Origin of the sequence: Dactylosporangium roseum, assembly GCF_025264685.1 — a bacterium.
In the GTDB taxonomy this organism is placed as follows: Bacteria; Actinomycetota; Actinomycetes; order Mycobacteriales; family Micromonosporaceae; genus Dactylosporangium; species Dactylosporangium roseum.
On sequence record NZ_CP073721.1, the window covers coordinates 2,021,741 to 2,043,639 of the forward strand.

Sequence of the window (21,899 nt, forward strand, 5' to 3'; positions counted from 1 at the left end):
GGGCATGATCACGGGCGGCGGAGCCAGCGCAGCGGACGGGGGTCGAACGTCCACAGCAGGCGGCGCCACCACGGGCGGCGGTCGCGCAGCTCGTCGACGTAGGCGACCGCCTGCGCCGCCGCCCGTCGCGCCTGCTCGTCGGCCGGGCCGGCGGGCCGGCCGCCCACCGTCTGCGGACCGGCGAACGCGACCGCGTTGACCAGCTCGGCGAGCTCGTCCACCGGAGGGACCGGCGGGCGCACGGCGGGGCGGCGGTCCTTGGCGTGCGCCTGCGCCACCGCGGCGGTGCCCGCGTAGTGCGCGATCTCCCGCGCCGTCAGGTGCGGCGGTGCCGGCCGGCCGGCCATCCGCAGGCCCACCAGCACCTCCGACCAGGCTGCGTCGATCCGCGCGGCCGGAGGACCCTCCTCCAGCCGCCGGCGGCGACGGGTGCGCAGCACCAGCGGTACCGACGCGAAGAACGCCAGCACGAGCACCGTCACGGCGGCGGAGGACACCACCGCGACGACCGTCGTGGTGCCGGACGACTCCGGCGCGGAGGGTGGCGCGGCGGAAGCCGAGCGGGACGGCTGCGGGCTCGCGGAGACCGAGGCGGGCGGCACCGACTGGGGCGGCGGCTGCGACGGCGGGGCCTTGGGCTTGAAGTCGTCCTCGACGGGCCGCCGCACGGAGTCGGACTTCGGCCGCGGGTCGAACGCCACCCAGCCGTAGTCCCGGAACAGCACCTCCGGCCACGCGACCGCGTCGCCGCCGCGGATCGCCCGGTCGCCCTTGCGGGGCTGGAAGCCGACCACCACGCGGGTCGGCAGGCCGGCCAGCCGCGCGAGCACCGCGAACGCGGCCGTGAACTGCTCGGACGTGCCCTTCTGGCCGCCCGCCTGCTTGGGGCCGAACAGGAAGTACTCGACGTTGGGATAGGCGTGGCCGCTCGGTGCGTCGTCGACGAGCTTGTAGTGGTCCTCGAGCCACTGCTGGATGGCGAACGCGCGCTGGTACGGGTTGGAGACGCCCTCGCCGAGGTGGGACGAGAGCTGGCCGATCGCATCGGGCACCCTGCCCGGCAGGGCGAGGAAGCGGCCGGCCTCCTCGGCGGCCGGCACCTCGGCGACGAACAGCGCCTGGTCGTCGGGGCGCGGCTCCTGCCGGGAGGTGACCGTGTACGCGAGGCCCTTGTGCAGGCTCTCGGAGTACGCGATCGTGCCGGTCTCGGCGTCGAACGCGACCCGCACCCCGTCGACCCGCCGCGGGGTCGCGACGCCGGGCATGAGCCGGCCGCCGAGCTCGTCGATGGTGATCTCCTGCGTCACCTCGGGACCGCTGCCCTCGGGCCGGCCCAGGACGCGGCCGGCGTTGCGGTAGACCGAGCCGATCCGCCAGGTGACGCCGTCGTAGTCGGTGAGCACCGCGAGCCGGATCACCGGGTCCGGCGAGGCGCCCGGCCCGGGCGTGACGACCGCGTCGAACAGGTGCTGGTCCTTGTCGAGGTTCCAGCCGGAGAGGCGCACGAGCGGGTTCTCGTCGAGCGAGTCGAGCTGCGGCGGGGTGACGAGACCGCGCGGGTCGACCGGTGTGGAGTTCCCCTGCCCGGCCACGGTCGGCCCGACGAGCAGGGACAGCGCGACGATGATCGCCAGGCCGGCGGCGGCGCCCACGCCGATCCGCAGCCGCAGCGTCCGGCGGTCGGCGGCGGTGAGCACCTCGGTCGTCTCCGCCACGGGCCGCGGGTCGCGGGCGGTGACGATCAGGCCGAGCGCCGCGAACGCGGCGTAGGCGAGCGGCACCCACGTCGTCGCCGCGGCGGCCGTGGTGTCCGGGCCGACGAGGTACAGCGCGCCACCGAACAGCAGCGTCGGCGCGGTGTACGAGAGCAGCACCCGCCCGTGCCGAACGCCGACCTCGGCGGCGGCGAGCCCGGCCAGCCACGTGGCGATCACCGGCAGGACCACGGTGTCGGGCTGCGGCTCGATCGGGATCAGCGCGGTGAGCAGCCGCGGGATGCTGTTGCGCAGCGCCTCCCGGGCGACGTCGGGGAAGCCGCCCGGGATCTGGCCGGCCTGCGCGGAGACCCGCACCGCGACGAACGTCAGCGCTGCTAGGCCGAGCATCGAGGCGGGCGCGGCGGTCCAGGCCGGCAGCCGTCGCACCGCGACGCTGATGAGCACTGACCCGGCCGCGGCGGCGGCCACGAGCAGCGGGAGCAGCGTGCCGTTGTAGATCGGCGCGAGCGCGAGCCCGGCGAGGACCAGCATGCCGATCAGCGCCACCGGGACGAACAGCCGTCTCACCACGACCGCACCCCGTCCCAGGCGCTCGCGAAGTCCACGCCGTCGCGGGCGGTGAGCACCACCAGGCGGTCGAGCGCGGCCGGGGCCTCGTCGACGCCGAACGCGCCGACGACCACCGTCGCGTAGGCCCCGCGCAGCGTTCCGACCCGGCCCAGGTCGGCGGCCCCGCCCGGCCCGGTGAGGTAGATCAGGGTGTCGCCGGCGCGCCGGGTGCGCAGCTCGGCGACGGTGGTGTCGAGCCGGTCGTCGTCGTGCGGCTCCGCCTCCGCGAGCAGGTCCAGGAAGCCCCGGCTGCCGCGGCCGCCGGCGTGCGCGCCGGAGACCAGGCGCAGCACCACCGGCAGCTCCTCCCGGAACGCGGCCATGACGATCGACGCCGCGCCCTCGCACGCCGACTCGAAGTGCGCCGACTGCCGGTCCCGATCGCGGTCCGGGTAGGCCGCGAGCCGGTCGTCGAGCAGCACCACCAGCCGCGGCAGGCTGGTGTCGAGGTGCTCGCGGACCATCAGCTCGCCGATCCGGGCGGTGGTGCGCCAGTGGACATGCCGCAGCTCGTCGCCGACGACGTACTCCCGCAGCGTGTCGAACGTGATGCTGCCGTGCGGCACCCGGTCGAACCGCCCGTCGAGGGACCGCGCGACACCGGACGGCACCGCGCTCAGGTGGTGCACCTTCGGGTACACCCACACGGTGCTCACCCCGCCGTAGCCGCGCGACAGCGCCAGCAGCCCCAGCGGGTCGCGCCGCACCACGCGCAGCGGCCCGATCGTGACCACCCCGCGCCGGGCCGTCGGCACCGGATAACCGGCGGTGGTCGTCCCACCCGCGGTCAGCCGCAGCAGTGGTACCGGCACCGCCGCCGCCCCGCACCGGTCGTGCGCGATCAGCGTCGCGCCGCGCAGCCGGCTGCTGTTGCCGACGTGCAGCGTGACGGTGCTCGACTCGCCGCGCATGACCCGGTCCGGCTCGACCTCCCGGGTGACCGTGAGCCGGGGCCGCCACCAGACGTAGCCGCCCGCGAACGCGAGCGCCACCAGGCAGGCCGTGCCGACGACGGCGAGGTGCGGGTAGCCGAGCGGCAGCCCGGTGGCGAGGAGCGCCACAGCGGCGGCGCAGAGTCCGGCACCCCGGGCGGTGACACGCATCGGTCCCGGCCGGTCAGACCGCGACCGGTGCGGGCACGGGCACGGTGTCGAGCACCTCGCGCACGACGTCGCCCGGGGCGACGCCGCGGACCTGCGCGTCGGGGGAGAGCAGCAGCCGGTGCGAGAACACCGGCTCGGCCAGCGCCTTGAGGTCCTCGGGCACGACGTAGCCGCGGCCGTCGATCAACGCGTAGGCGCACGCCGCCCGGGTCAGGGCGATCACGCCGCGCGGGCTGACCCCGACCCGGGCCTGCCGGTGGGCGCGGGTGGCGTTGGCGAGCCGCACCGCGTAGCCGTAGAGCGGGTCGGCGATGTGGATCCGCCGGGCCAACCGGACCAGGTGCGCCACGGCCTGCGTGTCGGTGACCGCGTCGAGCGCCTCGGGTGAGCGGGTCACCGCACCGCGCAGGACCTCGATCTCGACGGCCTCACTGGGGTAGCCGACGGCGAGCTTCATGAGGAACCGGTCGAGCTGCGCCTCGGGCAACCGGTAGGTCCCGTCCATCTCGATCGGGTTCTGCGTGGCGACCACGAGGAACGGCCGGGGCACGGCGTGCCGCACCCCGTCGACGGTGACGTATCGCTCCTCCATAACCTCCAGCAGCGCCGACTGCGTCTTCGGCGACGCCCGGTTGATCTCGTCGGCGATGACGATGTTGGCGAACACCGGCCCCGGGTGGAACTCGAAGCCCCGCGTCGCCTGGTTGAAGATCGTGACGCCGGTGACGTCGGACGGCAGCAGGTCGGGCGTGAACTGGATGCGCCGCCATTGTCCCTGCACGCTCGCGGCTGTCGCCCGGGCGAGTGTGGTCTTGCCGACGCCGGGCACGTCCTCGAGCAGGACGTGCCCCTCGGCCAGCAGCGCGGTCATCGTCAGCCGCACGACCAGCGGCTTGCCGAGCACGACGGACTCGACGTTGCGGGCGAGCCGGCCGACCAGGTCGGCCGCCGCGGCGATCTCCTCGATGCCGGGTGGGCCGGCGTCGGCGGGCAGGTCGGACGGTGTCGCGGGGGTGGTCATGGTGCTCCATCAGCATTGCTTCAACGGCCCGGTGCCGTTGGGGAGATTGAACCAGGCATACGGGATGTAGTTCTCACCCTGGAACTGGATCTTGATCCAGACGGTGCTGCGCTTCCCGCCGTAGGGCTCGGCGTTGATCGACGTGCCGGTGTTGGTCTGGCAGATCGCCACGTAACTGTCCGGCGCGTAGACGTCGCCGACCGCGGTGCCGTTCTGCGACGGGGTCCGGTAGACCCAGATGCCGCCGTTCGGCGCGCCGCGCCCGCAGTAGCTCGTGACGGTGCACACGACCGTGCCCCGATATGTCGGCGTGGTCAGCGACCCGGTGCCGTTTGCGGTCATGCCGGCCGCGTTCGTCACGGTCACCGTGTAGGTGTACGCCGTCGCGGGCCACAACCCGTTCATTGTCAGGGAGCCGGAGCAGGCGCCCTCGGTCGCGCCGGCCCCGGCGACGTCGAGCCGGCACCGCGCGGGAGCGCCGCCGCCGTCGGTGGCGGTGAAGCGCACGGTGATCGAGTTGAGCGCGGCGGTGCTGTTGGCCGTGTCGACCGTCATCTTCGGCTGGGCGAGCGTGTCGGCCGCGCCGTTCGCCGGTGCGCCCGGACCCGCCTTGTTGATCGCCCGCACCTGGACCGTGACGTGCTCGGCGTCCTTGAACCCGCCGAACTCGTGCGTCGGCGCCGTGCCCAGCGTCTGCTTCTGCCCGTTGACGGTCGCCTCGTAGCCGGTGATCGGCGCGCCGTTGTCCTGCGGCGCCCGCCAGGTGGCCACGACCGAGCCGCGCTTGGTCGCCACCGCCTTGACGGTCAGCCCGCCCGGCGCCGCCGGCCTGTTGAACGGCACGACCGACGGGCTCAGCGGCGACTGCGTCGAGCTGGCGCCGATGTCGTTGATCGCCGCCACCCGGAACGCGACCTGCGTGCCGTACGTCAACTCGCCCGCCGGCACCGTCAGCGTCGGCTGCCCGGTCTCGAACGTCTTCGACTCGCCGGTCGACACCGACGTCACCACGTATCTGGCGATCTTGTGGCCCTGCCCGTTCGCGGCCGGCCAGGTCACCGTCACGGTGCCGTCGGGGTTGGCGGTCGCCGCCACGCTGATCGGCGGGTCGGGGACCTCCGACGTCGGCACCACAGGGTTGGCGGCGCGCTTCGGCCCGTTGCCCTTCGCGTTGACGGCGTAGACGGTGAACTTGTACGTCTGGCCGTTGGTCAGGCCGGCGATGTCGAGCGAACGCTGGCTGGCACCGACCTCGTGGACCGTGCCGTCACCCTCCACGACGTATTTCGTCACGGCGCTGCCGTTGGCGGGCGCGGCCGCCCACGTCACCCGGGCCTGCGCGTTGCCCGCCGTCGCGGTGACCCGCGGAGGTGCGCCGGGCGGGCCGACCGGCGGCTTGGCCGGCGGTGGCGGCGGCGGGACCGGCGGCGCGTCGCCGCCGACGACGTCGTTGGCGTATTTGTCCACGGTGCGCACCCGGTGCTGCTCGTCGACGACCCGCGCCGTCGAGCCGCCCGGTGCGTTGATGAACATCCGATCCTCGCGGACGTCCAGCTCGAGCGCCTTGCCACCGGCCTGGATCTTGATCGGGTCGAGCGCCTTGCCCCGCGCGTCGAGCACGTAGACCGTGCCGGACGAGTCGTCGGCGCAGTAGAACCGGCCCGACCACGCCACGCACGGCTGTAGCTGAGGGCTGTCGCCGGGCACCGTGAAGTCGGTGACCTCGGCGCCGTTGACCACGTAGACGTGCCGGTCGTCGACCACGGTCACCGGCACGTCGCCGCCGACCGTGCGCTGCGGCATCGCGCCGTTGCCCGCCAGGCGCAGCGGCACCTTCCGCACCGCGTCGCCGCGCAGCGTCGTCAGCGTGGTCGACGTCTTGTCGAGCACGGCGACGCCGGTGTCCAGGATGGACAGCGCCAGGTCGTGACTCGGGTCGGCGACGCCGACGGTCTTGACGACGCTCGGATCGGCCGAGCCGCCCTGCCCGCCCGCGCTCGCGCTCGGCCGGCGCGCCGACGGCTTGACCGCGACCACGGTGCCCTCGGACGGGACCAGCAGCCACAGCCGGCCGCTGTCGTCGAACGCGCCGCCGGTGATCCCCGGCGGGAAGGTCAGTGTCTCGCCGACCGGCAGCAGCGTCGCCGGGTCGAGCTGGCGGACCAGGCCCTGCACCGCGTCGACGATGAACGCGACGTCGTCGTGCACCGCGACGGTCACGCCCAGGCCCGGCGTCGACTGGGTCGTCGCGCCGAGCGTCAGGCTGGACAGATCGAGGACGCTGATCTTGCCGGTGTTGAGGTCTCGCAGGATCACGAACCGGTCGCTCTGGGACACCTGCATCGTGTGGCCCTGCGCATCGGTGATCTTCGTGCGGGTGTCGACCTTGCCGGTGACCCCGTTGACCCGGGCGACCTCGCCCTTGTCGTTGCTCCACAGCCAGGAGCTCACGTCGAAGCTGGCCACCGCGTTGTTGGCGGCACCGGTGCCGAAGAGGGTCAGGCCCAGGACCGCGACCAGGCCAACGATGGTGCTGACCGTCACGAGCCCGCCGCTCTTCCGCGGACGCTGGCGCATCGTCACCATCCGGCCACCTCCCGAAACCGGGCCCATCATATTCCCGTCGATGCGCCGGCACACCCGCCGGGTGCGTTGCGTGCATTTGCCGATACGGTGCGTGTCAGGCTCTCTTCGTGCACGTCAGGTCCGACAGTTCGACGCTGTTCGTGTCGTAGACCGCGGCGACGGTGAAGCAGTAGTCGAGCTTCGGGTTCAGGCCGTTGATCGTGTACGTGGTGGAGCCCGCCGCGAGCACCTGGAGCTGCCGCAGCGACCCCTGCTGGCCGCCCGCGACGATGAACGGGACGCTGCCCTTCGACGGGTCGACCCAGGTCAGGGTGATGGAGGTGCGGTCGTCCCGCAGCTTCAATGATCCCGGCGCCTTCGGGTTGCCCGGCGCACCGGCACTCGAGGCGGGCGCCGACGACGGCGCCGATGCCTGGGACGTGACCGGCCGGCGCGGCTGTGCCGCATCGTCGCGCCTGGCGACCAGGAACGAGACCGTCGCCGCCGTCACGCCGCCGAGGACGGCGACGACGAGGATCACCAGCAGGGCGACCAGCGGTGATCGCCGCCGTGGCCCGGTGCCGGTCGCGGCGGGCGGCACCGGCTGGGCGATCGGCTCGTTCGCCCGGCCGCTCGGCCAAGGCGGCCCGGACGCCTGCGCACCGGCCCAGGCCGGCGTCTCCTGCCAAGCCGGCATCTCCTGCGGTGCTTCCTGCCGGGCCGGTGCGGACGCCTCGGTCTCGGACCGCGGCGGCGCCGGCACCGGCCCGGGCGCTCGGCCGGATGCCTGGTCGACCCGCTCGAACACGCCGGGCTCGTCCTGCCGCCACGCCTCCCGGTCGAATCGACCGGCGTCGCCCACCGCCCCCGCCCGCTCCCCGCCGCCCCGCGCCGGTGCCGGACCGGACGCCGCCGCCGGTGGCGGGGACACCGGATCGAACGTCGCCGGCGGCGGGACGTGCGGGATCCGGACGGTCGCCCCGGTGCCGGCATCGTCGTCCAGCCCGAGATACCGCCGTGCCGCCCGCACGCCCGGGTGGTCCTCGCCGAGCGCCTGCGGCCCGAACCTGGCCAACTGCCCGTATCGCCGCTTGGCCTCGTAGACGTTGCCGAGCTCGTCGGCGACGCGGGCCAGCTCGTACGCCAGGTCGAGCATGACCGGGTGCCCGTCGCCGAGCCGGTGGTGTCCCGCCGCGAGCCCCTCCTCGAGCAAGCGCCGCGCGTCGGCGAGCTCGCCGAGGTCGGCGTGGAACCTGGCGAGCAGGCCGGTCGCCGACAGCACGTCGGGATCGTCGTGGCCGAGGGTCGTGGTCGCCGCGTCGAGCGCCCGGCCGAGCAGCGCGAAGGCACCACGGACGTCACCCTGCGTCGCGACCGCCCGGGCACCCTGGACGGCGTTGGCGAGCTGGGCGTACGACGACACGCCGATACTCTGCCCTGTCCGGCGCCCCGGGCGCCACCCCGACGCCGGCCGGGCGGCGGTTGCCGCCACGATCGATACTTGTCCGATGGCAGACGAACCCCTGGCCCCGCTGCCGGGTGCGCGTGAGGGGCGCGATCCCGCGCGGGCGATCAAACGCGGCCCCAGCCGGGTGCCGCCGGAGGAGATCGCCGCGAACCAGCGCGACCGGCTGTTCGACGCGCTGGTGCACACGGTCGCCCAGAAGGGGTACGCGAACGCCACGGTCAGCGACATCTGCCGCGCGGCCGGCGTGACCCGGCCCGCCTTCTACGCGTTGTTCGCCGGCAAGGAAGACGCGTTGATCGCCACCTATCGGCACGGCACCGACCTGCTGCTGACCCTGATGGAGCGCGCCTACCTGGCCGAGCCGGCGTGGCGGGACGGCGCCCGCGCCGCACTGCGGGTGATGCTCCAGGTGCTCGCCGAGCTGCCGGCGTTCGCCGTGGTGGCGGTGGTCGAGATCGACGCCGCCGGGCCGCCGGCCCGCGCCGAGCGGGCCCGGCTCCTGCGCCGGTTCGACCGGTTCTTCGCCGAGGCGCCACAGGCGGCCGCCCTGCCGATGCCGGAGGAGCTGGTGGAGACGATCGTGGGCGGGATCTATGCGACGGTGTACCGCTACGTCGCCGCCGGCAGGGTCGAGCAGTTGCCCGCGCTGTTGCCGACGCTTTCGTACTTCACGCTGGTCCCCTTCGTCGGCCGCGAGGAGGCCGCGCTGGAGCTCGACGGCGCGCCGACCGGCATGGTCGGTGCCATGGCCGCCGGCTGCCGCAGCACGCCGTAGCGCCTGTCGCGTGTCCGCGCGCCGGTCAGGACCGGCGCGCACCCAGCCGTGGAACAGGTGTCAAGCCGACCGCGGCGTGAGGCGGCCCGGCAGCGCCGAGCGCTGGTGCGGCACCCGCGGCGCGGGGGAGCGGCGCAGCATCGCCCGGAACGCGCCCGGCGACTGGCCGGTCTCGCGGGCGAAGAACCGCCCGAAGTTCGTCGGCTCGTCGAAGCCCAGCCGCCGCCCGACGTCGGCGACCGGCTCGTCGCCCGTCGCGAGCAGCCGTTTGGCCTCCAGCGCCACCCGCTCGTCGACGAGCTGCTTGGCGCTGCGGCCGGTGACCGCCAGGCCGGCGCGGGTGAGTGTGCGCACCGAGCAGCGCAGGGTCTCCGCGTAGTCCTCGACCCGGCGGTGCCGGACGTCGCGCTCCAGCTCGGCCCGCAGCAGCCCGACCAGCAGGGCCGCCGGCCCGAGCGGCGGGGGCGGCGCGAGCGCCGCGATCCGCATGAGCAGCACGGCCATCGAGTGCGCCAGCAGCGCCGCGCCGAGCCGTGTCGCGCCGTATCGCACCTGGTCGACGCCGATCTGCGCGATCTCCGCGACGATCGCCTCCTCGTCCTCCCCGGCCGGCTGCCAGCAGGTCGGGGCGAACGGGTCGGCCACCAGCTCGCGCAGCCCTTCGATCTCGCCGAGCGAGGGCAGGATGCCGGGTGAGAACGCGAGCACCGTGGCGTCGAAGCCGGCCTGGCCGCCGAACTGGTGCACCTGGCCGGGACGGCCCCACAGCAGCGTGCCCGGGCGGCAGGCATACGTCACGAAGTCGAGCGTGTGCGTGCCCTGCCCGGCGCTGACGAGCATGACGACGTGGTCCTCGGTCCGCTGCGGCGTCCGGTCGAGCGGCAGGTCGCTGAGCCGCGCGGCGGCGACCGGGCCGCCGGTGCGGAACCGCGACGCGGCGACCGGCGTGCCCGGGGGCCGGAAGGACGGGCCGGAACTGACCATGACCAGCCCGACTGTACCGAAGCCGGGCGAGTCGGCAAGCCCGCCGACGACGTGGTCAGCGCCGCAGGCCGAGTCCCGCGACCTCGAGTTCCTGGAGCCGGATCTTCTCGAAGGCGGCACCGAGCTCCTCGAGCCGCGCGGCGGGGACGGCGTCCCGCAGCGCCGGCAGCAGTTCGGTCTCCTCCTTCTCGACGTGGCGCCGCACCGCGGCGATGAACTCGTCGAGCAGGTCCTCGAACTCCGGCGCGCCGGCTGACATCCGCTGCAGGTCGTGCAGCATCCGCTCGGCCTGGTGGTGCTCGTCGGCGCCGTGATGGATCTCGTCGCGGACGTTCGGGTCGAGTTCGGCGAGCGCGGGGTACACCTTCTGCTCCTCGGCGTGGCTGTGCGCGGTGAGTCGTGCGGCGCACTCGTCGAGCAACTGCCGGCGGTCACCGGTGCCGGAGCGAAGTTTCTCGAACAACTGCTCCATGATCCGGCTCGACTTTCGGAGTTTTGGTTGATCAATTCGGGTGAGTGCGGCGTGGTGGCGTGATCGACGGCCGAACATGGTGAAGCATCGACGGTCTTCTTCCTGGCAGAAGGGGACTGTCGATGCTTCAGACGCAGATTCTACCGACGTCGTTGACCTCGTTGCTGGCCCTGCTGCGGCCGTGTTTCACCGGGCCGTCGTTCCGCACGTTCACCGCCCTGGTCGCGGGCATGATCGCGCAGCCCGGCCGGCGCACCATCACGGGGATGCTGACCGGGGCCGGGCTGGCCGGGGTATGGCACCACTCCCGGGCGTACTGGTTCTTCGGTCACGCCCGCTGGTGTGTCACGCAGGTCAGCACCGCACTGACCAGGCTGGTCGTGTCCCACCTGCTGCCCGGTGACGCCCCGGTACTCATCGCCGTGGACGACACCCTGTTCCACCGCTCGGGCCGCAAGGTCCACGCCACCGCCTGGCACCACGACGGCGCCGCCACCGGGCCGCGGCGCAACAAGGTCGCCTGGGGCAACAACTGGGTGATCGCCGCCATCGTCGTCACCCTGCCCTTCCACGACCGGCCGGTCAGCCTGCCGGTGGCCCTCGCCCTGTGGACCAAGGGCGGCCCCACCAAACAGGTCCTGGCCTGCCGGCTGGTCAGCATCATCGCCGCAGCCACCAACCACCCCGACCACCCCGACCACCCCGACCACCCCGACCGGCCTCGCCGGCCCGTCCACGTGGTCGCCGACGCCTGGTACGCCGGCGCTGACGGCGCACCAGGCGCCACGGTCGGCGCCAACCGCGAACGCGGCCTGCCCACCCTGGTCAGCCTGACCTCCCGACTCCGCGCCAACGCCAAACTCCACGCCATCGCCGTGCCCACCCCCGGCAAAGGCGGCCGCCCCAAACGCATCGGCGCCGTACTCGGCACCCCCAAACAGATCGCCGCCACCACCACCGCGTGGACCACCACCCAGGTCACCCGCTACGCACGCACCACCACCGTCCACATCGCCGACCTGCACTGCCTGTGGTACGGCGTCTACCGCTCCCGCACCGTCCGGGTCCTGCTCGTCCGCGACCCGAACAGCACCGCCAAAGCCGGCTACGACCTCGCCCTCATCACCACCGACCTGACCAGCACCGCCGCCGACCTGGTCGCCCGCTACGCCGCCCGCTGGTCGATCGAGGTCGCCATCGAGGACGCCAAACAAACCACCGGCATCGGCCAGGCCCGCAACCGTACCGCCACCGCCGTAGCCCGCACCGTCCCGTTCGGCTTCACCGCGCAAACCCTCGTCGTGTGCTGGTACACCCTGCACGGCCACCACCCCGACACCGTGACCCAACGCCGCGCCCAGGCCCCCTGGTACCGCAGCAAAACCCAACCCTCCTACCACGACATGATCATCAAGCTTCGGCGCGTCATCATCACGGCCAGGTTTCGTGCAGGAAAGGCCGCAAACCCCACCCCCCACGAAACCCGGGCCGTACTCCTGGCCTGGGCAGAAGCCGCGGCCTAGGAGCACAGAACTCCGAAAGTCGAGATCCGGTGGTCGTTCATGATCAGCGTGACGGCGTCGGATGCCATGATCCCTCCCGTTGGCCGGATGCCTCACCTAACGGTCCCGCGTACCCGGCGGTCAGAGGGGCCAAACGGGCGAAACGGCCGCACCGGCGTGCGACTGGGTGGCTCCCACCCGATGATCGACGCATGAGGTCGTACCTCTTCGTGCCGGGTGAGAGCCCGCGGGACACGGCGGCTGACGCCCTCGTCCTCGACCTCACCGCGACGCCCGGCAGCCGTGAGGCGGCCGGGCGGTGGCTCGACGACCACCGGGCGTGGGTCTGCGTGCACGCCGGTGGGGAAGCCGCCGCCGACCTCCGTGCGGTGGCGAGGCCGGGCCTCGAGGGCGTCTGCGTGCCGCGCGCCCGGTCCGCCTCCGACATCGCCGCCCTGGGCACGATCCTGGCCGAGGCGGAGGACGCGGCCGGGCTGCCGCTGGGGACCGTCCCGGTGCTGCCGCGCATCGAGACGGCCGCCGGGGTGCTGGCGGCCGCGGAGATCGCCCGCGCGCCGCGGGTCTCGCGGCTGTACCTCGATGACGAGCTGCTCCGTGCGGAGCTCGGGGTGGTGGCCGGACCGGACGAGGCCGAGGTCCTGTGGGCGCGATCGGCGGTCGTGCTCGCCGGCGCCGCCGCCGGGATCGCGCAGCCGGTCGGGGGTGTCTGCGCCTATCCGGACCTGCTGCGGGCCTCGACCCGCAACCTGCGCCGCCTGGGCTTCGGTGGCCGGGTATGCACGGACGAACAACAGGTGGCGCTGGTGAACGAGGCATTTGCCAGCGCATAGAAATTGTCGTACGAATATTTCCGCACGACAATCAACTACCGTTTGTATCGCCGGCGATGCGATGTGTGATTGTTTCACATGGGTAACTTCTATGTCACGCCAGGGTGTCGGCGGGTGCCGGGGTCACAGCGTATTTCCAGCGAACGTAGCCGTTTGGGTCCGTACGGTTGCCGGAATTTCCACGGAACGTATGAGCGACAAAGAGACGATCGTCGTTGAATGGCAGACGTCGGTATTGACACCGATGGGCCGACCTGTGATTGTGCACATCGTTGATGCGCGGGTCGGAAGATCGAGGCGCTGGGCGCCGGTCCTGCCTGCCTGCATCTGAAGTGCATTGTCAATCTCGGATGCCTGCGGGGACTTTTCGTGACCCAAAGCCAGAGTTCGCTGCCCGTGCCCGCCCAACGGCAGGGTCGCGACCCTCGGCAGACGCAGCAGGGGCACGAGCGCCGGCCCACCCGGCACACCGCCGCCCCTGCTCGCCGTGAGCAGCACAACCCCACCAAGCGGGGCCGGGAGAATCGTGCCGGCCGCCGCATCGTCAACCAGTTGCAGCTCATCGTGGCGGTGCCGCTCGTCGCCGTCGTCGTGTTCGCCGGCATCGCCCTGGCCACCACCGTTCAGCAGGTGAACCGCAGCCGGAACCTGCAAGACCTGGCCGCCCTCGCCGCCGAGGTGGGCGGGCTCGCCCACGCGCTGCAGCGCGAGCGGGCCGCCGCGGTCAACGTGGTGCTCACGCCGCAGCAGGCCGGGCTGGTGGACGCCTTCAACCAGCAGGTGATGCTGACGGATGACACGGTCCGCACGTACCAGGAGCAGCGCAAGTCGCTCTCGTCCGGTTCGGACCTGCTCGACCGGATCGACGACAGCCTCGAGGGTCTGAACGGCCTCCGCGAGCAGGTGCGCAAGGACGCCCGCGCGTCGGTGTCCGCGATCGCGTTCAGCTACCGGATCCTCGTCGCCGACCTGCTGAGCTACCGCGAGTCCGTGGCCCGGTCCGGCGCGCCGACCGACCTCGCCGACGAGATCCGCGCCGCCGCGGCACTGTCCCGGGCGGCGGAGGCGCTGGGCCAGCAGCAGGTCGCCGTGCTCCGCGCGGTCGCCGCCAACGAGCTCACCCCGGCGCTCCAGCAGGAGATCACCGCCTCCCGCGCCGGCTTCGTCGAGGCGACGGTCGGCTTCAACCAGCTCGCGCCCGTCGAGTGGCGCACCTGGTACGAGAAGGCCAACACGGGCGAGCAGGTCGTCGCGGCACAGCGGCTCCAGGACCAGGTCGGCCGGACGCCGATCGGCCAGCCGGTCGGCGTCGACACCGGTGCCTGGATCAACGCCATCTCCGGCTGGTCGGGCCTGCTCTTCCAGGTCGAGCAGCAGGTCGACGACGCCGTCGTCACCCGGGTCGCCGACCTGCGCGACCAGCAGATGACCCAGGCGGTGATCCAGATCGCCGGCGTGGCCGCCGTGCTGCTCATCGCGATCATCCTCACCGGTATCGTGGCCCGGCGTATCACGCGCCGCCTGCGGTACCTGCACGACGCCGCCCGTACCGTCGCATACGAGCAACTGCCGGCGGTCGTCGCCGAGCTGCGGGCCGCCGCGCCGGGCACGGTCGACCCGGACGAGGTCGCCGACCGTGCCTCCGCGACGCTGTCCGTCTCCGGCGCGGACGAGGTCGCCGACGTGGCGCAGGCGTTCCGCGCGGTCCACCGCGAAGCGGTCCGGATCGCGGGTGAGCAGGCCGTCATGCGCTCCAACGTCGCGGAGATCTTCGTCCACCTGTCCCGTCGTGAGCAACGACTGGTCGACGCGGTGCTGGCCCAGGTCGACCGGGTCGAGCGCGACGAGACCGACCCGGACCGGCTGCAACAGTTGTACCAGTTGGACCACCTGGCCACCCGGATGGCCCGGATCAACCTGAGCCTCCTGGTGCTCGGCGGTTCCGGCGCCGCCCGCGTCCGGCGCGAGGACGCGCCGCTCGGCAAGGTGCTGCAGGCCGCGATCTCGCAGATCGAGCACTACGTCCGGGTCCGGTTCGGCAGCGTCGACGACGACGTCGCGGTCGTCGCCGAGGCCGTCGACGAGGTCGTGCACCTGCTGGCCGAGTTGCTGGACAACGCGACCGGATACTCACCGCCGGAGTCGGAGGTGTGGGTCACCGGCCGGGCGCTCGGCGACCGGGTCATCATCCAGATCGTGGACACCGGTGTCGGCCTCGGACCGGCCCGACTCGGCCAGCTCAACCAGTTGCTGGCCCAGCCTCCCGCGATCGACATCGCCGCCGTGCGTGCCATGGGACTCACCGTGGTCGGGCACATCGCCGCGCGGTACCAGATCGGCGTCCAGCTCCGCCCGGGGCAGCACACCGGGACCCTCGCCGAGGTCACCATCCCCAGCACCGTGTTCCGCCCGATCCTGGCGTCGGAGCGGCAACCGCAGTTCGCCCCGGCCGGGGCGCCCAGCGTGGTCGAGAGCGCGCCCCGGCCGCCGAACGACCTGTTCACCCCGCAGGCGCAGCAGCCGATGCCGCCACCGTCAGCACCGCCCGAGACAAGCCTCTTCTCGGTTCCCACGCAGGAACTGCGCGTGGTGCCCGCCGGGCCGTCCGCGTACATCGCGCCGCCCCTGCCGCCCGTGCCGTCCCTGCCGCCCGTTCAGCGGAGCGGGCCGAGTGGTCCCGGCGCCCCGCCCGGGCCGGGCGCGTGGCCGCCGTTGCCGCCGCCCGAGGCGCCCGCCGCTCTCGCCGCAACCACCGACGACTCGATCGAGCTGCCGATCTTCCAGTCGGTCAACGGCTGGTTCCGCACCGCGGCCCCGCCCGACCTGGACGTCGCGACCGAGCCGATCAACTGGGAGTCGGAAGCCGACGTCGGCTGGCGCGCCGCGCAGCAGGCCGCCACGCCGGAGGTCACCACGACCACGGCCGCGGGTCTGCCCGTGCGCGCCCCGCAGCGGCACCTCGTGCCCGGCGGCGCCGCCGCGCCGGCTCCGGACCGTTCCGGCGGTGGGGCACAGCGCCGCGACCCGACGCGCGTGGCCGCCGCGATGTCGGCCTATGCCCGTGGTGTGGCGAACCGGCGTACTTCGGCGAACTGAACCACGCGAGAAGACGAGAGGACCACTTCTGTGACCGACCCGAGTGATCTCGGTTGGCTGCTGGACAGTTTTGCGAGCCGTACCCCTGACGTCGCCCATGCGCTGGCGATCTCGACCGACGGGCTCGTGCTGGCCCACACCCGCGCGCTACCCCGGGACCGAGCCGACCAGCTCGCCGCCACCGGCAGTGGTCTCGTCGCCCTGCTCGCGGGCGCCGCGCGGTTCTTCGAGGCGGGCAGCGTCATCTCCAACGTTACGCAGCTCGACGGCGGCTTCATGTTCTGCATGGCGTTCAGCGACGGTGCCTCGCTGCTCGTGCTCGCATCGCCGTCCGCGGACGTCGGCAAGGTCTCCTACGAGATGACCGACCTCGCCAACCGCATCGGTGACGCGCTGACCCCCGCGGTCCGGGGACCGTCATGACCGGACCGGAGCGGAGCGGAGGGCGCATGACCGGACCGGAGCGGAGCGGAGGCGCCGGTCGTCATGGGCTCGGCGCGGAGACAGGGCGGTCCGGAGCGCAGCGGAGGGACGAATGACCGAGCCGTCCCGCCGCGGTCGCCCCACCGCGGTAAAGATCATCATTGCGGGTGGCTTCGGCGCGGGTAAGACCACGCTGGTCGGATCGATCTCCGAGATCCCGCCGGTGACCACTGAGGCCCTGATGACGACGGCGAGTATCGAGCACGACGACGCCACGCTCGTGCCCGACAAGGGCAGCACCACGGTCGCCATGGACTTCGGCCGTATCACGCTGTACCAGGACCTGGTCCTGTACCTGTTCGGAACTCCTGGCCAGCGCCGTTTCTGGTTCATGTGGGACGAACTGTGCAGGGGCGCGATCGGGGCGGTGGTCATCGCCGACACGCGTCGGCTCGCCGACTGCTTCGGCGCCATCGACTTCTTCGAGAACCGCCGGCTCCCGTACGTCATCGCGGTCAACAACTTCGAGGGCGCGGCGCGCTACCACCTCGATGACATCCGCGATGCTCTCGCCATCCATCGCAGTGTGCCGATGCTCAACGCCGACGTGCGCTCACGCGCATCGGCGAAGGAAATCCTCGTCGCCGTCACCGAGCACGCCCTCGCGCGGCGCGCCAGCGCTCGCAGATAACTCCAGTTCAGCCTCACAGAGGAGATCCATGTCTCTGCAACGACGCCTGACCCGGCGCTGGACGTCGGCAGTCAGCGCTTTCCTGGCGGTCGGATTGCTGTTCGGCACGGCCGCATGCGCCAAGGACTCCAAGGCGGACGGCGCCGGCTCGGCGTCAACGCTCAAGATCGGCTTCCTCGGCTCGCTGAGCGGTACGTACCAAGCGGTCGGCACCGACCTGAGGAAGGGCTTCGAGCTTTACCTGAAGATGCACGACAACAAGCTGGGCGGCCACCCGATCGACCTGAAGGTCGCCGACGAGGGTGACGGCGCGGAGACCGCCGTGCCCGCCGCGACGAAGCTCATCAAGGACGAGAAGGTCATCGCGCTGACCGGCATCGTCGGCGGCGGCTCCGTCGCCGGTGTGGCCAAGCTGCTCGACGAGGCGAAGGTGCCGCTGATCGGCTCCAACGGCCGTCCCGGCCTCAAGGACGTCACGCGGGTGTGGACGACGAGCTTCATGTCGTCGGACCCGGGCCAGTCCATCGCGCAGTACATCAAGGACAAGGTCAACGGCCCGGTCTTCGCGATCGGCCCGGACTACCAGGGTGGCTACGACGAGGTCGGCGGCTTCACCGAAGAGTTCGCGAAGATCGGCGGCAAGCTCGCCAACCCCGACGGCAAGACCCTGTGGACGCCGTTCCCGCAGACGACCAACTTCCTGCCGTACTTCTCGCAGATCAAGTCGAGCGGCGCGAAGGCCGTCTACACGTTCTACGCCGGCAAGGCCGCGATCGACTTCGTGAAGCAGTACAAGCAGTCGGACATCAAGGACATCCCGCTGTACGGTGCCTTCATCACCGAGGGCACGGTCCTCCAGGCCGAGGGCGAGGCGGCCAAGGGCGTCTACACCGTGTGCAACTACTCGCCGGACCTCGACAACGAGGAGAACCGCAAGTTCGTCGCCGCGTGGCGCCAGGCCTACCCGGACATCACCCCGACCACCTACGCCATGGCGTCGTACGACGCGGCGGCGGTGCTCGACCGGGCCATCGCGGCCGCCGGTGCCAACGTGACGCCGGAGACGATCAACGAGCAGGTCGGCAAGCTCGGCCAGATCTCCAGCCCGCGCGGTCAGTGGCAGTTCGGCAAGAACCACGCCCCGATCCAGAAGTGGTACCTGCGCCAGGTTCGTAACGACGGCCGTGTCCTGGCCAACGTGCTGGTCCAGGATCTCGCGACCGTGGGTGCGTAACCCCCTTGGACGCGTATCTGATCCCGGCCGTCGACGGTGTGGCCTACGGCCTGTTGCTGTTCGTCGTCGCCGCCGGGCTCACCCTCGCCTTCGGCGTCGGTGACGTGCTCAACCTCGCACACGGCTCGCTCTTCGCGTTCGGCGCCTACGCCGCGGCGAAGATCAGTGACGGCACGTGGCTCTCGCTCGCGCTCGCGGTGCTCGTCGGCACCGCGGCCGCGAGCGCGGGCGGCGCCGTGTTGTCCGTCATGCTCGTGCCGATCGCCGGCCGCGGGCACCTCGCCCAGGCCCTGCTGACGTTCGGCATCGCCCTCGTCGTCGGCGACCGGCTCGTCGCGCTGTTCGGCAAGGACGACCTGCCGGTGGTCATCCCGGCCTCGCTGGACCGGCCGGTGAACCTCGCCGGGCACAGCTACCCGGGATACCGGCTGGCCTTCCTCGGCGTCGCGACGCTCATCGCGATCGTACTGTCCGTCGTGGTCACGAAGACCCGCGCCGGAAGCCTGGTCCGGGCCACCGTCGACGACCGGGACATGGTGGCGACCCTCGGCGTCAACCCGATGACCGTGCGGACCGGAGTCCTCGCCGTCGCCGGCGGACTCGCCGGGCTCGCGGGCGCCCTCGGCGCCCCGATCATCGGCCCCGGCCCGAAGACCGCGGACCTGGTCCTCATGCTCTCGCTCGTGGTCGTGGTCCTCGGCGGTCTCGGCTCGATCGGCGGCGCGCTCGTCGCCGCCATCGCGGTCGGCGAGATCCAAACCGTCGGCGTCACCGCCGCACCCGCCCTCGCCCCGTTCGCGCTGTTCGGCGCGATGGCGATCGCCCTGGCCGCCCGTGCGCGCGGCCTTCTCCCGTCGGGCAGGAGCGCATGATCAAGCTGCTCCGCGTCGCCGCCTTCCCGGTCGTGCTCCTGCTGATGGTGTCGTTCGCGTGGACCCTCGACGAGTACGCGACCCGGACCGTCACCCGGATCCTCGTGATCGGCCTGCTCGCCGTCTCCGTCGCGCTGCTCACCGGCATAGCGGGCCTGCCGACGCTCGGCCAGACCGCCCCGTACCTCGTCGGGGCCTACACCGCCGCGACCCTGATCCGCCACGACGTCACCGTCGGGGTGGTGCAACTGCTCGCCGCGGCCGCCGCCGGTGCGCTGTTCGCGCTGGTCACCGCGCCGCTCGTGGTCTACGCCGGAGGTGTCGTGGTGCTCATGATCACGCTGGCGCTCGGCGAGCTGACGTTCACCGTCGCCGGTCGCTGGAAGTCGGTCACCAACGGTACGGACGGCATGCTCGCCTTCGCCGACGTCGTGCCGCTGCCCGGCCTGGTGTCGCTCGACACCGACCGCGCCGTCTACCTCTACGTGCTGGCCGTCGTGGCCGTCCTCGTCGGCGCGCTCCTGCTCGTCCTGCGCTCGCCGGCCGGTGCCATGCTGCGGGCGACCCGCGACGACCCGGTGCGGATGCGGGCCAGCGGTCACCCGGTCGCCGGCTATCTCACCGCCGCCTACGTCGGCGCCGGCGCGCTCGCCGGGGTGGCCGGGGCGCTGCTGGTGACCGTCGACAAGTTCGTCTCGCCGGGAGCCGGCGGGTTCGAGGTGTCGGCGTTGGTACTGCTGGCGATCGTCATCGGCGGCGCCACCTCGATGGTCGGCGCGCTCATCGGTGCCGCCCTGGTCGTGGCGACCCGCGACTGGCTGTCCGGCCCCTGGCCCGGCCACGCCCCGCTGCTGCTGGGCACGCTGTTCATCCTGTGTGTGTACTTCCTGCCGCGCGGCCTGCTGGGGAGGAAGTCCGCATGAGCGAGCTTCTCGTGGTCGAAGGACTGGGCCGCCGGTACGGCGACCTGGCCGCCCTCGACGGGGTCGGACTGCGGGTGGAAGCCGGCGCCCGGCACGCGCTCATCGGACCCAACGGCGCCGGCAAGAGCACGCTGCTGAACCTCGTCGCCGGAAGCCTGCGGCCCTCCGCCGGGCGGATCCACTTCGCCGGACGCGACGTCACCGGCATCGCGCCGGCCCGCCGCGCGCGGCTCGGCATCGGCCGCACGCACCAGCACCCGGCCGTCTGGTCCAGCCTGTCCGCGCTGGACAACGTGCTCGTCGCCGGGCGCCGCCCGTGGGGTCGTCCGCGCACCGGCGGCCGGGCCAGGGCGCTCGAACTGCTCGCGTCCGTCGGCCTGGACGCGGCCACCCGAACCCTGGCCGGCTCGCTGTCCCACGGCCAGCGCCGCCAGTTGGAGCTCGCCATGGCCCTGGCCGGCGAGCCGCGCCTGTTGCTGCTCGACGAGCCCGCGGCCGGCCTGGCGCCGCCGGAGGTCGAGCTGCTGGCCGGTCTGCTGGCGGCGCTGCCGGGCACGGTGGCCGTCCTGCTGGTCGAGCACCACCTGGACCTGGTCTACGGCTTCGCCGACCAGGTGACGGTGCTGCACTCCGGCAAGCACGTGCACACCGGTACCGTCACCGAGACCCGATCCTCGCCCGAGGTCGCCGCCGCCTACGCGGGAGTCGCCCCATGACCCTGACGGTCGCCGGCCTCCAGGCCGGTTACGGCGGCGGCACGGTCCTGCACGGCGCCGACCTGACGGTGCCGCAGGGCACCGCCCTCGCCGTGCTCGGCCGCAACGGCGCCGGCAAGACCACGCTGGTCCACGCCATCGCCGGCCTGCTGCGCCCGAAGGCGGGCAGCGTGCGGCTCGACGACGTGGAACTCGCCGGGCGTCCCGCACACCGGGTGGCGCGGGCGGGCGTGGGTCTGGTACCACAGGGCCGGCGGGTCTTCGCCAGCCTGACGGTCGCCGAGCACCTCGACCTGTCCCGCCGTCCGGGCGAGTGGACCGTGCCGCGGGTGCTGGAGCTCCTGCCGCGGCTCGGCGAGCGCCGTCGCCACAAGGGCAACCAGCTCTCCGGCGGCGAGGCCCAGATGCTGGCGATCGCGCGGGCCCTGCTCACCCAGCCGCGCCTGCTGCTGTTGGACGAGCCGTGCGAGGGTCTGGCGGTGGACCTGGCGGCGCGGGTGCGGTCGGTGGTGGCGGAGCTGGCGCGGGGCGGTCTGGCGGTGTTGCTGGTGGAGCAGCAGCCGGAGCACGCCCTGGCGGTGGCCGACCACGTGGCTCTCCTCGGCGACGGCGTCGTGGTGGCGACCCACACCGCCGACGAACTCCGCGCCTCCCCTCACCTGGCGGATCGTGTGCTGAGCGTGGCGACCCACGCCTGAGCTTGCCGTCTCCTGATCGAGCAAGGCCCCGGTGCGGTCGTCTGTCCATCCCGGTGGCGCTACTGGACGGCGACGCACAGTCGCACGGGCGGTTGTCTGCCGCTCGTGGTCGCCCCTGGACCCGGCGCGGCGCGTTCCGGCCCGACGACTCCATGATCGTGGGAAAGATGTGGCTGCC

Annotated in this window: 18 protein-coding genes; 11 read left to right on the plus strand and 7 right to left on the minus strand. The window is 72.8% G+C overall.

All coding sequences use genetic code 11. The features are described from left to right. Positions 1–8: 8 nt before the first annotated feature. The 5 genes from Drose_RS10190 to Drose_RS10210 form a co-directional block, all read right to left on the minus strand. On the minus strand, positions 9–2,288 hold the full coding sequence (locus Drose_RS10190) for a DUF3488 and transglutaminase-like domain-containing protein (RefSeq protein ID WP_260727923.1): 2,280 nt from the start codon (positions 2,286–2,288) through the stop codon (positions 9–11). Continuing rightward, a complete protein-coding gene (locus tag Drose_RS10195) occupies positions 2,282–3,430 on the minus strand; it encodes a DUF58 domain-containing protein (protein WP_260727924.1) in 1,149 nt (382 codons plus the stop codon). The genes Drose_RS10190 and Drose_RS10195 overlap by 7 nt, the downstream gene beginning before the upstream one ends. 13 nt (positions 3,431–3,443) lie before the next feature. Beyond that, positions 3,444–4,451, minus strand: a complete 1,008-nt coding sequence (locus Drose_RS10200) for an AAA family ATPase (RefSeq protein WP_260727925.1) — start codon at positions 4,449–4,451, stop codon at positions 3,444–3,446. A gap of 9 nt (positions 4,452–4,460) precedes the next feature. After that, the gene (locus Drose_RS10205; protein WP_425545099.1) at positions 4,461–7,064 is read right to left on the minus strand and encodes a fibronectin type III domain-containing protein; all 2,604 of its coding nucleotides are present in this window, start codon (positions 7,062–7,064) and stop codon (positions 4,461–4,463) included. 67 nt (positions 7,065–7,131) lie between these two features. Beyond that, positions 7,132–8,439: a fibronectin type III domain-containing protein gene (locus Drose_RS10210; protein WP_260727927.1), complete on the minus strand. Its 1,308-nt coding sequence runs from the start codon at positions 8,437–8,439 to the stop codon at positions 7,132–7,134. A gap of 85 nt (positions 8,440–8,524) precedes the next feature. Between Drose_RS10210 and Drose_RS10215 the strand changes: the two genes are divergently transcribed. After that, complete coding sequence (locus tag Drose_RS10215; RefSeq protein ID WP_260727928.1) at positions 8,525–9,259, plus strand: TetR/AcrR family transcriptional regulator; 735 nt, start codon at positions 8,525–8,527, stop codon at positions 9,257–9,259. Positions 9,260–9,319: 60 nt separating this feature from the next. On the opposite strand, the gene Drose_RS10220 is transcribed toward Drose_RS10215, so the two are convergent. Both Drose_RS10220 and Drose_RS10225 read right to left on the minus strand, forming a co-directional pair. Then, positions 9,320–10,243 carry an AraC family transcriptional regulator gene (locus Drose_RS10220; RefSeq protein WP_260727929.1) on the minus strand — a complete coding sequence of 308 codons (924 nt, stop codon included), beginning with the start codon at positions 10,241–10,243 and terminating at the stop codon, positions 9,320–9,322. A gap of 55 nt (positions 10,244–10,298) precedes the next feature. Then, positions 10,299–10,715, minus strand: a complete 417-nt coding sequence (locus Drose_RS10225) for a hemerythrin domain-containing protein (protein WP_260727930.1) — start codon at positions 10,713–10,715, stop codon at positions 10,299–10,301. 122 nt (positions 10,716–10,837) lie between these two features. Here Drose_RS10225 and Drose_RS10230 point away from each other — a divergent pair, with 122 nt between their 5' ends. The 10 genes from Drose_RS10230 to Drose_RS10275 all read left to right on the plus strand — a co-directional run bounded on the left by Drose_RS10230 (position 10,838) and on the right by Drose_RS10275 (position 21,721). Beyond that, positions 10,838–12,238: an IS701 family transposase gene (locus Drose_RS10230; RefSeq protein WP_260727931.1), complete on the plus strand. Its 1,401-nt coding sequence runs from the start codon at positions 10,838–10,840 to the stop codon at positions 12,236–12,238. A gap of 191 nt (positions 12,239–12,429) precedes the next feature. Then, positions 12,430–13,068, plus strand: coding sequence for an aldolase/citrate lyase family protein (locus Drose_RS10235; RefSeq protein ID WP_260727932.1), 639 nt, complete (start codon positions 12,430–12,432; stop codon positions 13,066–13,068). A gap of 369 nt (positions 13,069–13,437) precedes the next feature. Further along, positions 13,438–16,164, plus strand: a complete 2,727-nt coding sequence (locus Drose_RS10240) for a sensor histidine kinase (protein ID WP_260727933.1) — start codon at positions 13,438–13,440, stop codon at positions 16,162–16,164. Positions 16,165–16,194: 30 nt separating this feature from the next. Beyond that, complete coding sequence (locus Drose_RS10245) at positions 16,195–16,587, plus strand: roadblock/LC7 domain-containing protein (RefSeq protein ID WP_260727934.1); 393 nt, start codon at positions 16,195–16,197, stop codon at positions 16,585–16,587. 112 nt (positions 16,588–16,699) lie between these two features. Beyond that, the gene (locus Drose_RS10250; protein ID WP_260727935.1) at positions 16,700–17,278 is read left to right on the plus strand and encodes a GTP-binding protein; all 579 of its coding nucleotides are present in this window, start codon (positions 16,700–16,702) and stop codon (positions 17,276–17,278) included. Between the two features lie 28 nt (positions 17,279–17,306). Continuing rightward, a complete protein-coding gene (locus tag Drose_RS10255; protein WP_260727936.1) occupies positions 17,307–18,512 on the plus strand; it encodes an ABC transporter substrate-binding protein in 1,206 nt (401 codons plus the stop codon). 5 nt (positions 18,513–18,517) lie between these two features. Beyond that, positions 18,518–19,384, plus strand: coding sequence for a branched-chain amino acid ABC transporter permease (locus tag Drose_RS10260; protein WP_260727937.1), 867 nt, complete (start codon positions 18,518–18,520; stop codon positions 19,382–19,384). Continuing rightward, positions 19,381–20,307 carry a branched-chain amino acid ABC transporter permease gene (locus Drose_RS10265; protein ID WP_260727938.1) on the plus strand — a complete coding sequence of 309 codons (927 nt, stop codon included), beginning with the start codon at positions 19,381–19,383 and terminating at the stop codon, positions 20,305–20,307. The genes Drose_RS10260 and Drose_RS10265 overlap by 4 nt, the downstream gene beginning before the upstream one ends. Beyond that, a complete protein-coding gene (locus Drose_RS10270; RefSeq protein ID WP_260727939.1) occupies positions 20,304–21,023 on the plus strand; it encodes an ABC transporter ATP-binding protein in 720 nt (239 codons plus the stop codon). Before Drose_RS10265 ends, Drose_RS10270 begins: the two co-directional genes overlap by 4 nt. Continuing rightward, complete coding sequence (locus Drose_RS10275; protein WP_260727940.1) at positions 21,020–21,721, plus strand: ABC transporter ATP-binding protein; 702 nt, start codon at positions 21,020–21,022, stop codon at positions 21,719–21,721. Before Drose_RS10270 ends, Drose_RS10275 begins: the two co-directional genes overlap by 4 nt. The last annotated feature ends 178 nt before the right edge of the window (positions 21,722–21,899 follow it).